The following is a 13876-nucleotide window of genomic DNA, read 5'->3' on the forward strand; positions in this document are numbered from 1 at the left end:
CATGAAAATTACTATTCCAAAAAATTTTATTCTTGGTGCTGCATCTTCTGCTTGGCAAACGGAAGGTTGGAAAGGAAAAAAAGAAGGACAGGATTCGTTTATAGATAGCTGGTATAAAAATGAACATTTTGTTTGGCATAATGGGTATGGCCCAGCCGTAGCAACTAATTTTATGGAACAATACCAGCAGGATGTGGATCTGATGAAATCCATCCATCTGACACATTATCGGACTTCTATCAATTGGGCTCGTTTTTTTACTGATTATGAGAACTGTATAGTAGATGAAGAATATGCTCAGCATATAAGTGAAATGATCGACTCTTTGATCGAAGCAGACGTAGAACCGATGATTTGTTTGGAACATTATGAAGTCCCAGCTTTTCTTTTGGAAAAATATGATGGCTGGTCTTCAAGAAAAGTAGTTGATTTTTATGCTAAGTATGCTCAAATTGCCTTTGATCGTTACGGTGATAGGGTAAAAAACTGGTTTACATTCAACGAACCAATCGTTCCCCAAACGCGTTGCTATTTGGATGCTGTTCGCTGGCCGCATGAACAAAACACAAAAAAGTGGATGATGTGGAATTATCATAAAGTTTTAGCAACGGCTAAAGCAGTAGAGATTTACCGCAGCGGAAATTACGGTGGAAGGATTGGCTGTATTTTAAATCCTGAAATGGTCTATGCTCGATCTAATTCTCCAGAAGACCAAAAAGCTGCTTATATGTATGATTTGTTTTATAATCGAGTATTTTTTGATCCGATGGTAAAAGGATACTACACAGAAGAGTTCCTGGAGTTGTGTCAAAAACAATCGATTTATTTCGATCCTACAACAGAGGATTTAGAAACGATTCAGCATCATACAGTAGATTTCCTTGGAATCAATCAATATTATCCTAAACGCGTTCGCGCCCCTCGTTATCAATGGAATGAAGAGACACCTTTCCATCCTGAACGATATTATGAAGTCTTTGATTTACCTGGGAAGAAAATGAATAATTCCAGGGGATGGGAAATCTATCCGAAAATCATGTATGATATAGCCATGTATCTAAAAGAAAATTATCATAATATCCCTTGGCTGATAACAGAAAACGGTATGGGAAGAGAATATGAAGAACAGTATATGGATGAGAAAGGAATCGTGCAAGATGATTACCGTATCGAATTTATCGGACAGCATTTGCATTACTTGATCAAAGCAACAGAAGAAGGCGCAAATTGCGAAGGCTATATGTTATGGGCATTCACTGACTGTGTGTCACCAATGAATGCATTTAAGAATCGATATGGATTAGTTCGAATCGAATTGAACGATGAACGAAGCAGAACATTGAAAAAATCTGCTTCGTGGTATCAGACTTTGATTGATAAGAGAGAATTGGATTTGCCTGACGAAATCTATAAATAAATAGAAGTTTTTTGTAGATGTTCATTGTATTTACTGGTTATTTGAAATAAAAGAGGTTGTGAATCCAGCGTTTTGAGCTAATACCCAGGGTCAGCTGATTGAACACCGTTTATTGAGAGGTTGTGAAAAAGCTGTCCTGCATCAAGTAATAAGAATAGCAAAGTAAAAACAACATCTTATGTTTTTAACTTGGTTGGACTTATTACCGCAGATGCAAGCTTTTGAATACCGTTTATTTGAAAAAAGTTGTGACAAGTTTTGTGTCACAACTTTTTTTGTGCACGTTAAAAGAAAAAAGGTAATAAAAATTAATTTGTGTGTTTAGTGTGCGCTTTCTTTTTTAGTGTGTATGCAACTTGGTATAGACCTTAAATGTGATGATATCAACTTTTTAAAGCGCTTTTAAAGTTGGCACGCTACTTGCTTATATACAAGTGTAAGTATAGAAAGGAACGTGTTTAAAATGGAAAAGAAAACAATCATGCTTGTATGTTCAGCTGGAATGAGTACAAGTCTCCTAGTCACAAAAATGCAAAAGGCAGCAGAAGCAAAAGGAATGGAAGCAGACATCTTTGCTGTATCTGCTTCAGATGCGGATAATCAACTAGAATCTAAAAATGTAGACGTTTTACTTTTAGGACCGCAAGTACGCTTTATGCAAAATCAATTTGCTGAAAAGCTAGCACCTAAAGGCATTCCTTTAGATGTAATCAATATGGCTGACTATGGCATGATGAATGGTGAAAAAGTACTCGACCAAGCAGAAAAACTAATAAACAAATAATAAAAATTATCGGAGGATACAATAAATGGAAGATCAAAAAAATCTAGAAGCCATCATGGGTCTGATCATGTTTGGCGGAAATGCAAAAAGCGATGCAATGGAAGCGATTGCTGCTGCGAAAAAAGGTGATTTCACTTTAGCAGATGAAAAAATCAAAGATGCAGAGGAATCTTTAGTCCAAGCACATCACTCTCAAACAGAGATGCTGACACAAGAAGCACAAGGAAATCACGTTGAAGTCACGCTTTTGACGGTCCACAGTCAAGATCATCTGATGACATCTATAGCTTTTACAGATTTAGCAAAAGAGATCATTGATCTGTATCGTCGATTGAACGCGTAATCTACAGTAAAGAAAAGAGGGAAGATTTATGGATAAATTTGTTGCATTTATGGAGAAACATTTTATACCTGTAGCATCAAAAATTGGTGCACAACGGCATTTAGTTGCGATTCGGGACTCATTTATGGTGAGTATGCCGTTAATGATCTTAGGAGCATTAGCAGTAATGATCAATAACTTACCGATTCCCGGGTTCCAAGAATTGATGAACTCAATTTTTGGTGGTGAATCATGGAAAGGATTCGGGGCTGCTGCTTGGAACGGTACATTTGCCATTCTTTCTGTCTTGATTGCTTTCTTGCTTGCTTATCATTTAGCTAACGGCTACCGAAAAGACGGTGTTTCCGCAGGTGTGATTTCTTTAGGCTCTTTCTTCGCTTTAGGCGGAGCATTAGGTATGAGCTCAAACGGTTTGTTTATTGCTATTATTGTTGGGATTATTTCAACAGAAATCTTTGTACGTTTAAGCGGAAATGAAAAATTGATCATCAAAATGCCTGATGGTGTGCCACCGGCAGTTGCAAAAGCATTTGCTTCATTACTACCAGCAATGATCACTATCTCTGCGTTTGCTTTAGTTGCTGCAATTTTTGCTGCATTCGGTGTTGATGATATCGTAGGTTCTTTCTATACAGTGGTCCAAGAACCATTTATGGGACTTGCAAACTCTTATCCATCTGCCTTACTGCTTGCATTTATCACACCATTCTTATGGTTCTTTGGTTTACACGGAGCGAATATGGTCGATCCTTTGATGCAAACAATCAATGCGCCAGCCATTGAAGCAAACGTTAATGCAATCGCAGCTGGACATAGCGCACCGTTTATCGTGAACAAACCTTTCTTTGACAGCTTTGTCAACTTAGGAGGAACAGGTGCAACTTTAGGTTTACTGTTAGCTATTTATTTAGTAGGACGTAAAAACAAACCATATATGGTTGTAACAAACTTGTCGATTGCGCCAGGTGTCTTCAATATTAATGAACCAACGATGTTTGGGTTACCTATCGTGTTGAACCCGATCATGTTCATTCCATTTATTTTGACACCAATGGTCTTAGTTAGTGTTGCTTACTTTGCGACTTCTACAGGTTTAGTGCCAGCAGCTACCGTTATGCCTCCATGGGTAACTCCACCAATTATTGGCGGTGTATTGGCAACAAAAAGTATTGCAGGTGGTGTACTAGCCGCTGTCAATTTGGTTCTTTCTATTTTGATCTATCTACCGTTCGTCAAGGTAGCTACGATCCAAGAAAGAAGAAAAGAAGCTTTAGATGCTTGATTAATCAAAAAACGGAGAACAAGTGATTGTTTTCCGTTTTTTTTACATCACTATTGTTGTCATTGCTAATTTTCATAAAGACTTGTATAATTTTTGTAAACGTTTTATTTTAGTCGGAGGTTTAAACATTGGTTACATATAACTGGATCAAATTAAGAGAACACCCAGAATTAGTAAAACAAAGTGCGAAGTGGTTTTCATCAAAATGGGGAGTTCCTGCTGTTGTGTATGAGGAAAGTATTCGTACTGGAATCGCTAATAAGGAAAGTATTCCTCAATGGTATGTGGTCTTAGATGAAAAAGAAACCATCGTCGGAGGAGCGGGCGTTATTGAAAACGACTTCCATAACCGCCCTGATTTGACACCAAATCTTTGTGCCCTGTTTGTTGAACCGGAAAAGCGTAAGCAGGGGATAGCCAAGCGGATATTAGCGGAAATCAGAAAAGAAATGCATCAACTTGGGTACGAAAAACTTTACTTAATTACAGATCATACCACGTTTTATGAACGATACGAGTGGACATTTTTGACAATGGTCAAGGAAGAAAGTGGGACGACCGCTCGTCTGTATCAAAGTGATACGATAGGGTGAAAAAAGAGGCATGAGATTTGAAAAATTCTCATGCCTCTTTTTTTTTGCTTGTTCTCTTCATTGCTTTTTTTTCGTCGTAAATAAAAATGTTCCTTACGATTCTGAGAATAGGACGAATCGTCAAGAAAATAGCACCAGCCAAATAAAAATAGGTGCCATATCGATCGGGGATTTTAGTTAAGGAAGCAAGGCTTCCAAAAATATAGAAAATCCCGGTTAATAAATCGACAGCCAGTGAGATCAATGTGTAACGATTTTGGAAATAGAAGCGGAAGCGACGTCCTCGTATTTCGATATCTTCTTCTTTTCCTATTTCGATCTCATGGGTATTTCGTTTGATTTTGGGCATAAAGAAAATCACCTGTATTTTTTACTGAATTCAAGGTTTCAAAACAACTTTTATATTTTTATCTTCTTTTTTGTCAAATATCTCATATGCTTGTGCTGCTTCTGATAGTGGCAGCGAATGAGTAATGATTTGTGTAGGATCGAATAGTCCTTCTGCAATCATTTCGTAAATTTTTGGCATTAGATGGATAATTGGTGCCTGTCCATGCTTGACAGCGATATCCCGCATAAAAAATTCTTGCAGCGGGTAAGAAGAAGCTGGAGTCATATAAACACCAGTTACTTGGACTGTTCCAAATTTTTTGACAGCTTGCGATGCCATCTGTAATGGAGAGATTGTGCCGCTTTGTAAGCTTACTAAATTTTTCGCTTTTTCTTTGACAGGCTCTAATCCGTCCATTCCTACACAATCGATAATGACATCTGCGCCACCTTTAGCCAGTTCATACAATTCTGTTCCAGCTTGTGCCGTGTCTTCTAAGAAATAAGTTTCAACCCCATTGTAATTAGCCGCTTTATCTAGACGGTGCTGTACTGGATCTACTGCGATTACGCGCTCTGCTCCAGCCATAACAGCGAATTTTTGAGCGAATAGACCGACTGGACCAGAACCTAGAATCACAACTGTATCGCCTTTTTTTACTCCTGCGTTTTCAACGCTCCAATAAGCTGTGGGCAAAATATCTGATAGAAATAAAACTTTTTCATCAGGAAGATCATTATCTGGTACAACAAATGAAGTAGAGTCTGCATAAGGAACTCTTAGATACTCCGCTTGACCACCCCAATGATTACCGTTCAACTTGCCAAATCCGAAAAGCCCGCCATATAACTGATCTGGATTTGATTCATCACATTGGCTTTCCATGTGATTCAGGCAGAAATGACAATGACCACAACTAATATTAAAAGGGATAACCACACGTTGCCCTTTTTTCAATGTTTGAACTTGAGATCCCACTTCTTCAACGATCCCCATTGGTTCGTGTCCTACAACATACCCTTTTTCCAAAACTGCTTCACCATGATGGTAAAGATGCAGATCGGAGCCGCAAATGGCTGTTGCTGTGATACGGATGATTGCATCTGTTGGTTCTAATATTTTTGGATCATCTACGTTTCTGATTTCCATTTTCTGATTTCCTTGCCAAGTGACTGCTTTCATTGGAGATGCTCCTTTCAGATTCATAAAATTGTCTGCATTATTAGTACTACAGATAATTTCATTTTAAAGGAGATCTTACCTTTTTGATAATGAAACGCTTTTTTTCTTAAATGAAACATTCTATAGTCTTATGTATTTGTGTTCGGAGAGGTGTGTTTCCGATTTTTTAGTGTAATGGTAATCATTGAAATAGTTGTATCCGTTAGATGATGTTGGATTGGCAAGAGAGTAAACGTTGAAAAAATGGTTGTTTTCAAAAAGAAACAGACATAAATAAAAAGAGGTTATGACAGAAGGGATCAGTTTCTCGGTATTAAGTCAAATTTATGCAAAAACGTGAGGAACCATTTTCACAAAATTTTTCTTCATACTCGAAACTAAACGCCTTTTTCATAACCTCTTGGTAAACGGTGTTCAAAAGCTTGCATCTGCGGTAATAAGTCCAACCAAATCAAAAACATAAGAAGCTGTTTTAGCCTGGTTGTTCTTATTACTTGATGCAGGGCAGCTTTTTCATAACCTCTTGGTAAACGGTGTTCAAAAGCTTGCATCTGCGGTAATAAGTCCAACCAAGTCAAAAACATAAGAAGCTGTTTTAGCTTGGCTGTTCTTATTACTTGATGCAGGACAGCTTTTTCACAACCTCTTGGTAAACGGTGTTCAAAAGCTTGCATCTGCGGTAATAAGTCCAACCAAGTCAAAAACATAAGAAGCTGTTTTAGCTTGGCTGTTCTTATTACTTGATGCAGGACAGCTTTTTCACAACCTCTTGGTAAACGGTGTTCAAAAGCTTGCATCTGCGGTAATAAGTCCAACCAAATCAAAAACATAAGAAGCAGTTTTAGCCTGGTTGTTCTTATTACTTGATGCAGGACAGCTTTTTCACAACCTCTTGGTTATTCAAACATTTTTTTTGCGGCACGAGCTAGAGTAGGAATATCTTTGTCGTAACGCGGTGTTTTGACAAGACGGGACATAGGGATACCCGCAAAATGGAAAGCAGCGATTTCTCCAGAACGTACAGCACTTTGTTCAGTAAAGATCATCTGATAAGGCTGCTCGACAAATTCTCCTGTAAAGGCCAGATTGGTCGAATGTTTAGGAATGACTTTTGGTCGATCGCTTTTGGCACGATTATTGAACAACGCGGAAGCATAAGGCATATAGACAGGGATATTATTTATTACGCTGTCGAAAATTTCTGTTTCTTTTTCACGAATATTCACTGGTCCAGGATCTACTTTTGAAAGTTGTCCAATCAGTTCTTCTAGCATTTCTTTTCCATTCATTTTAATATACTGTTTATCCACAAATTCGCCACGTCGTCTTGGATAAAGGAAATAACCCCAAATAACTGTTTCATTTGGTTTCTGAGACGTAAAATGCGGTTGATGATGCACGACGATAGACATATTGACATCTTTTTGGCCTAACGGCGTGATCGGTGTGGTTGAAATAAATGAATTCAAGGCATTTCCTGGTTCTTGAGTCGTGATACGGGTGATTTCATTCAACAACAAATGGTTTTTCGTCGTCAGGGTAAAGCTGACCCATTCGCTTGCATCTCGATCAGCAAAGAATTTGTCAGGATTTCCCAAGTTGTAGAAACGTTCACTGGCTTTTTTCCAGAGACTAGAAGCTGCACCATAATCCATATTTTCTACAGCTGGTGTTTCGTAATCTCCTAAAGTAGCTGAATCTGTAATGGACCCATTAGTGAAAATAACTGCTGTATCTTCATCGACCACAACGTGTTCTTCTTCTTGAGTCAGTGTATTGGTCATTTTCAAACCAGTCACAGTGATTTCATCTTGCATCGGTGTTTCTTTGAATTCCCAGTCAGTGACACGGCGGTTCAAAATGATTTTGCATCCTTGTTCTTTCAAGTACTCGATCAAAGGAAGCATAATACTTTCGTATTGATTGTAACGTGTTCGATTGACGCCCACTAGATGTTCGATTTGAGTGAATTCATAAATCATTTGATGCATATAGCGACGCAATTCTTGAGCAGAACTACGTGTTCTGAAAGCAAATGTTGTTTCCCACATAAACCAGAAGTTTGTTTCAAAAAAGTGTGGATCATCTTTGAAATATTCTTCGATAGTGATATTGTCTAGTTTTTCTTCTTCTGAATCAGGCATAGCAATCAGTTTAGTCAGAAGAATACGGTCTTTATTATTGAATCCCAGTTTTCCGCCATCAATGATTCCTTTGCCACCTTCCATCAAACGTGCTTTGTCAAAGGTTCGGTGTTTTGCATCAAAATCTCTCGTATCTTCTTCAGCAGTCATCCCTGGCTCAGTAACAGAAGGTATTCGACTTAACAGATCCATCAAATCTACATAGGTACGGTAATTAAGCATGCGACCGCCTCGAGCAATATAGCCTTTTTGGTTTTCTAATGGATGGTTTTTATTCCAATATTCATCCACTACAGTGTCGGTCGGTGCACCATCATTTGAACCGTGATCATCCAATGAATAAAAGGTGATCTGATCCCCTTTCCATTTGCCTTCTTGAATCAAATAAACAGCCGCTGCCATATTGGCAATACCGGCACCAATCATTATTGCTTTACTTTTTCTCATTGTGATTCCTCCAATGTCTTCCAAGTATGTCCGTAGTGATTCAACTAAATAGGATGCTAGATTGATTCGAATTCATCATATAAATGACTGTCATCTTCGAATAGTCCTGTCTTTTTTCCTAGATATGCAGCGCCAAGGGCAAGCAAACCTAAACCGATGCCGACTTTGATTAATTTTTTACTCATGAAAAACGCCTCCTTGTTTTCTCTTTCTATATCCAAGGATAGTTCGTTTTTATTAGAATGCCAAATGATAGGACGAGAAGAAAAAGGAAATTTTGACAAAAAAGAAGAAGTGTCTGATTTTCCTGTAAATAAAAATAGGGTAGGTAAGAAGAAAAGATTTGAGGAGGTGTATGGTTCTATTTTTAGAAATTTGGGTACAAAAAAAGCACCGAGACAGTGCTTCTTTGAAAAGCTGATGACGGACTAAGCCTTATTTTAACTTGCTACGTTGTTTTGGATACTTCCACGATTTATGGATGGGGGGAGAAAAATGGGAGAGTGAAAAAGAAAAATTTAAGCGAACCGTTATCATTAGAACAACTTTTAAATAGACGAACAAGGTAACTTTCTTTTACAATAAAAGAATAGGAACAAATTAAAAGAAAGTAGGTAGCGTATATGTTTCGCTCAAATTTAATTGAATTTCTAGAATGGATCATTGCTATTTTAAATATTTGTTCTATCGGTATCTTAATTGTCGGGATCGTTCTTGTTCTATTCAAACTTTTTGATTGGTCTCATGTCAAGAAAAACTATGCAGAACGTAATACTCGTAATGCAGATACAAGAAAACTGCTAGCAAGTTATATTTTGTTAAGCTTGGAAGTACTAGTCGTTGCTGATATCATCGAGTCAGTTATCAAGCCGACTTGGACAGATATTTTGAAGCTTGCACTTATTATTATCATTCGAACAGTCATTTCTTATTTCTTGAATCAGGAAATAGAAGACAAAGAAAAACAAAGAAGAGGAGAGGTAGGATGACGACAGAGTTGATGCAGTTTCTTCTTCCATATTTTGAAAAACTTGTACTGGGACTTGATATCTTTGCTATCTGTTTATTGGTTTGGGGTGTTTGTCTATCAATCAAGGATTTTTTGAAATATTTATTTGTCCATACAAAAGTGCAAAACGACCGAGTCAGCGAGAACAATGCTATTAAAAAGATGTTGGGAGGATATATACTTCTAAGTTTGGAAATTCTTGTTTCAGCTGGGATCATCGAATCGATTATCAAACCTACCTTGCAGGATATTTTCCAACTAGCGGCGTTGGTAGTTATCCGAACCATCATTTCTTATTTTTTAAATAAAGAGATCGGACCCGTAGATGTCCAAAATAAGTGAGGTTGTGAGCCTGACGTGTATCAAGAGATTGTTACAGAAATGGGCATCTTCAACAAATAAGAGGCTGTGACATGATTTTTGTCACAGCCCCTTATTTGTTTTGCACAGCTGAAATGATAGCTCGATCGATCGTATTGATCGAAATAGGAATAATATTTTCATATTGGACCGCATCTGGTGTATATAATGTACGTTCACATAATACCCGATTTGAGGACTGCTGCGCATACTTCTTTATATCAGATATACTTGAATAAATTGTTGGTGCAACTTGAAAATCGAAAGTAGTTACAGCTTCCAAGGCTTCCCGATAAATCAGATAATGAACATCCGAATTTGTGACGATATAGATAGTCAGATGTTCTTTTGTCAGACGGAGAATTCCGCTCAATTCGATCACAAAAGCCCGCATGCAATTAGGGTTCAACCGTAGATCATAAGGTAACTGGCTGGCCCAGCTGGAAAAAATTGTCTGGACTTCTTTATATAAATTTGTCTGTTCCTCATTTAAAAGATAAAATTTTTCTGGCATGAATAATTGATAGTTATCCCAAGCCGAACGCATCAGATGAATCAGCGCACGTTCGAACGGTTGGTTTCCGAATAATTCTTGATTGAAGTGAGATTCAAAGGTAGCAACTAGTTCTTTTATTTCGGGAGTATTGTCAATAAACACTTGGTGTAGCTGTTGAAAGTCTTCCGCAATCAACTGATAAGAATGGAAACCATAATTACAAAGATTGAATAGTGTCAAAATAAAGGCGAATTCTTCTTTTTTATAATAGGTTTGGAAATCAGTGTTTTCCCATGCTGATTCGACATAATTGTAAATAGGACGTTTTTTGATTTCTTCGATAAATTTTGAATCTATTGTCACAGCACACACTTGCTGGCGTAGGAAACTGATAGCAAAACCAATCGATAAGATTTCTTTATTTTCTTTATCATAAAATCTACCACTATTTTCCGTTACGGATTCAATGAAACGATCGGCACGTTCAAAAAACGATTCAGGTAGCTCCCAAGAATTAAAACCGCCTAAACGATACGACACATTAAGAAGCAGCAGACGTCTTTCCATTTCAGTGAATCGAGGGGAGTAGCGGTCGATTTCGATCCCGCAGTCATTAAAATAAGCTAATACTTGTTTTTTTAATGAATAAGCTTTGCTGACAGAGATGAATTCACATTCAGTTAATTGAAGATAATCAGGTTCATCTTCTTCCAAATAAAGCAGACAAGTTTTTAAAAACAACGAATTTTGAGACAATTGCTGCATGATCTTGCATCGAGGTATATGTTCTGAAAAATATAAAGTGTAACGGTCCTTTTCCCGATGTGTATAAGCGATCTGTTCTTCAAATTCTTTTTTTATGTTATTGATATCATTGAGCAAAGTGGTTTTGCAAACATGCAGGAGATTGGAGAGCTTTTCTAGATTGACTTCTTTATTTACATAGAATTGCCCACATAAAAACAGCTGTCTTAAAATATTTTTCTCAATATATTCTTCAATCATAGTAGAGCCTCCGCCTTGTATTTTTTTGCACAATATGGGAAATATTATGACATGTTTTCTTTTTGAAATCATCAGTTAATTTCTGAAAAAGCATATAAATGCCGTTAAAAAAGGTTTTTTATGTTATAAAATTTGGAAAACAGATAATTCTATTAAAAAATAAATTGTGAATTTTTAACAATATAAAAAAATAAAAATATGTTTAGTGAATGAAGGACAGTCATTTTATTTGTTTGTTCGCTTTTTTTAGGTTATCTATTTTAGAACACTGATTTATTGAAAAATTGTTCGTTTTTTTGCGTTGAATTATCAGAAAAATCCGACTTTATTTATTTTTGTTTGTAAAAATCTACGTGGATTTGATGTTATAAAAAAAAATTTCTCATTTTTGGCGCTATAGTGAAGAGGTGTTACAGATAAACACATGTATCTGCGAGACATTGACCAACAAAATATGGAGGGAAGAAAAATGAAAGATATGGATATCAAGGCCGTCTTTATAGGCGACAAAGCTGAAAATGGACCAGTTTATAAAATGTTGTTGAACAAGATGGTAGATGAACATCTTGGATGGAGGGAAAATTATATTCCTTCAGATATGCCTGCAATTAGCGAAGGAGATAAGCTCACTCCAGATTATCTAGCCACCCGCGACCATATGATAGAGGTCTTGGATGAAGTCAGTCAGCGATTACGCGCAGGATCGATCCCATGGCATTCAGCAGGCCGTTACTGGGGACAAATGAATGCTGAAACATTGATGCCTGCTTTATTAGCTTACAACTATGCGATGCTGTGGAACCCAAATAATGTTGCATTGGAATCTTCTATGGCAACTTCGCAAATGGAAGCAGAAGTAGGACAGGATTTTGCTTCATTATTCAATATGACAGACGGATGGGGACACATTGCAGCAGATGGTTCTATTGCTAATCTTGAAGGATTATGGTACGCCCGCTGCATCAAATCGATTCCTTTAGCTGTCAAGGAAGTGCTGCCTGAAAAAGTGAAAAAAATGTCTGAGTGGGAACTTTTGAATTTATCTGTTGAAGAAATTTTGGAAATGACCGAAAGCTTTACGGACGAAGAAATGGATGAGGTCAAAGCAGCTTCTTCCCGTAGCGGAAAAAATATCCAAAGATTAGGGAAATGGCTGGTCCCTCAAACAAAACACTATTCTTGGATGAAGGCGTTAGATATTTGCGGAGTAGGCTTAGATCAGATGGTTGCTATCCCAGTTCAAGAGGATTATCGAATGGATATTAATGCTTTGGAAAAAACAATTCGTGAATTAGCTGAACAAAAAATCCCAATTCTAGGTGTGGTTGCTGTCGTAGGAACGACAGAAGAAGGTCAAGTAGACAGTGTAGATAAAATCGTCCAATTAAGAGAAAGGTTAAAAGATGAAGGGATCTATTTCTATTTACATGTTGATGCCGCATATGGCGGCTATGCGCGTTCACTGTTTCTAAACGAAGCAGGAGAATTTGTGCCGTATGCTTCCTTAGCTGAATTCTTTGAAGAACATCATGTTTTCCACCACTGCGTAACGATTGACAAAGAGGTATATGAAGGGTTCAGAGCTATTTCAGAAGCGGATTCTGTCACGATAGATCCTCATAAGATGGGCTATGTCCCTTATGCTGCTGGAGGAATCGTAATCAAACACAAAAATATGAGAAATATCATTTCTTATTTCGCGCCATATGTGTTTGAAAAATCAGTAAAGGCTCCAGATATGTTAGGAGCTTATATTTTGGAAGGATCAAAAGCTGGAGCAACCGCCGCCGCCGTCTGGACAGCACATCGTGTATTGCCATTGAATGTGACCGGATATGGTCAATTGATTGGGGCTTCAATCGAGGCAGCTCAAAGATTCAGAGAATTTCTCGATCATCTGACTTTTACTGTTAAAGGAAAAACAATCGAAGTCTATCCATTGAATCATCCTGATTTTAATATGGTCAATTGGGTATTCAAAGAACAAGGCTGTACAGATTTGAACGCTATCAATGAATTAAATGAAAAAATGTTCGATCGGTCTTCTTATATGGATGGCGATGTTTATGGTGAACGGTTTATTACTTCTCATACTACATTTACACAAGAAGATTACGGTGATTCTCCGATTCGTTTTGTTGAAAGAATGGGTCTAACGAAAGAAGAATGGAAAAAAGAACAGAAAATCACTCTGCTACGTGCGGCTATCATGACTCCTTATTTGAATGATGATCGAATTTTCAATTTTTATACAAAAGAAATCGCCAAAGCAATGGAAAAGAAACTAAACGAAATCATCCAATAGAACTGATTTTTGTGTGAAAGAATAACAAGAGACATATGGAGAACAGACAATTATTTGCTTCATCAAAACAATTGTATTTCCCCCTGTTTTTCATATATTCCTCGCCAAGATATTCTTTTTTATAAAACGTTCTATAAGTTGGATCGTTCGCTTCATGTATCAAACCCAGTTCACTAAG

Annotated in this window: 15 protein-coding genes; 9 read left to right on the plus strand and 6 right to left on the minus strand. The window is 37.3% G+C overall.

Going from position 1 to position 13876, the window contains the following annotated elements:
* The first annotated feature begins 1 nt into the window (after position 1).
* The 5 genes from IGL31_RS01340 to IGL31_RS01360 all read left to right on the plus strand — a co-directional run bounded on the left by IGL31_RS01340 (position 2) and on the right by IGL31_RS01360 (position 4419).
* On the plus strand, positions 2-1417 hold the full coding sequence (locus tag IGL31_RS01340; protein WP_086299911.1) for a glycoside hydrolase family 1 protein: 1416 nt from the start codon (positions 2-4) through the stop codon (positions 1415-1417).
* Between the two features lie 463 nt (positions 1418-1880).
* Positions 1881-2201 carry a PTS sugar transporter subunit IIB gene (locus IGL31_RS01345; RefSeq protein WP_002287582.1) on the plus strand — a complete coding sequence of 107 codons (321 nt, stop codon included), beginning with the start codon at positions 1881-1883 and terminating at the stop codon, positions 2199-2201.
* A 25-nt stretch (positions 2202-2226) separates the two neighbouring features.
* Complete coding sequence (locus tag IGL31_RS01350) at positions 2227-2544, plus strand: PTS lactose/cellobiose transporter subunit IIA (protein ID WP_002287579.1); 318 nt, start codon at positions 2227-2229, stop codon at positions 2542-2544.
* A gap of 28 nt (positions 2545-2572) precedes the next feature.
* Positions 2573-3826 carry a PTS sugar transporter subunit IIC gene (locus tag IGL31_RS01355; protein ID WP_002287577.1) on the plus strand — a complete coding sequence of 418 codons (1254 nt, stop codon included), beginning with the start codon at positions 2573-2575 and terminating at the stop codon, positions 3824-3826.
* Between the two features lie 128 nt (positions 3827-3954).
* Positions 3955-4419, plus strand: a complete 465-nt coding sequence (locus IGL31_RS01360) for a GNAT family N-acetyltransferase (RefSeq protein WP_002299899.1) — start codon at positions 3955-3957, stop codon at positions 4417-4419.
* A 28-nt stretch (positions 4420-4447) separates the two neighbouring features.
* On the opposite strand, the gene IGL31_RS01365 is transcribed toward IGL31_RS01360, so the two are convergent.
* The 5 genes from IGL31_RS01365 to IGL31_RS01385 all read right to left on the minus strand — a co-directional run bounded on the left by IGL31_RS01365 (position 4448) and on the right by IGL31_RS01385 (position 8708).
* Positions 4448-4768: a YrhK family protein gene (locus tag IGL31_RS01365; protein ID WP_002287574.1), complete on the minus strand. Its 321-nt coding sequence runs from the start codon at positions 4766-4768 to the stop codon at positions 4448-4450.
* Between the two features lie 30 nt (positions 4769-4798).
* Positions 4799-5932: an alcohol dehydrogenase catalytic domain-containing protein gene (locus tag IGL31_RS01370; protein WP_086299910.1), complete on the minus strand. Its 1134-nt coding sequence runs from the start codon at positions 5930-5932 to the stop codon at positions 4799-4801.
* A 377-nt stretch (positions 5933-6309) separates the two neighbouring features.
* Positions 6310-6762 carry a hypothetical protein gene (locus tag IGL31_RS01375; protein WP_430619595.1) on the minus strand — a complete coding sequence of 151 codons (453 nt, stop codon included), beginning with the start codon at positions 6760-6762 and terminating at the stop codon, positions 6310-6312.
* A gap of 66 nt (positions 6763-6828) precedes the next feature.
* A complete protein-coding gene (locus tag IGL31_RS01380) occupies positions 6829-8523 on the minus strand; it encodes an oleate hydratase (RefSeq protein ID WP_002299871.1) in 1695 nt (564 codons plus the stop codon).
* 56 nt (positions 8524-8579) lie between these two features.
* The gene (locus tag IGL31_RS01385) at positions 8580-8708 is read right to left on the minus strand and encodes a hypothetical protein (protein ID WP_002287569.1); all 129 of its coding nucleotides are present in this window, start codon (positions 8706-8708) and stop codon (positions 8580-8582) included.
* Here IGL31_RS01385 and IGL31_RS01390 point away from each other — a divergent pair.
* The 3 genes from IGL31_RS01390 to IGL31_RS01400 all read left to right on the plus strand — a co-directional run bounded on the left by IGL31_RS01390 (position 8707) and on the right by IGL31_RS01400 (position 9874).
* Complete coding sequence (locus tag IGL31_RS01390) at positions 8707-8955, plus strand: hypothetical protein (protein ID WP_002321251.1); 249 nt, start codon at positions 8707-8709, stop codon at positions 8953-8955. The genes IGL31_RS01385 and IGL31_RS01390 overlap by 2 nt on opposite strands.
* 191 nt (positions 8956-9146) lie before the next feature.
* Entirely contained in the window at positions 9147-9512 is a 366-nt protein-coding gene (locus IGL31_RS01395; protein ID WP_002287567.1) for a DUF1622 domain-containing protein, read from the plus strand.
* Positions 9509-9874 (plus strand): DUF1622 domain-containing protein, encoded by a 366-nt coding sequence (locus IGL31_RS01400; RefSeq protein ID WP_002307868.1) that lies wholly within the window; start codon positions 9509-9511, stop codon positions 9872-9874. Before IGL31_RS01395 ends, IGL31_RS01400 begins: the two co-directional genes overlap by 4 nt.
* 91 nt (positions 9875-9965) lie before the next feature.
* On the opposite strand, the gene IGL31_RS01405 is transcribed toward IGL31_RS01400, so the two are convergent.
* A complete protein-coding gene (locus IGL31_RS01405) occupies positions 9966-11393 on the minus strand; it encodes a helix-turn-helix domain-containing protein (protein WP_086299909.1) in 1428 nt (475 codons plus the stop codon).
* Positions 11394-11862: 469 nt separating this feature from the next.
* Between IGL31_RS01405 and tdc the strand changes: the two genes are divergently transcribed.
* On the plus strand, positions 11863-13698 hold the full coding sequence (tdc, locus tag IGL31_RS01410; protein WP_002338578.1) for a tyrosine decarboxylase: 1836 nt from the start codon (positions 11863-11865) through the stop codon (positions 13696-13698).
* Positions 13699-13876 lie beyond the last annotated feature (178 nt).

This window comes from Enterococcus sp. MSG3290 (genome assembly GCF_050555565.1).
Taxonomy (GTDB): Bacteria; Bacillota; Bacilli; order Lactobacillales; family Enterococcaceae; genus Enterococcus_B; species Enterococcus_B faecium.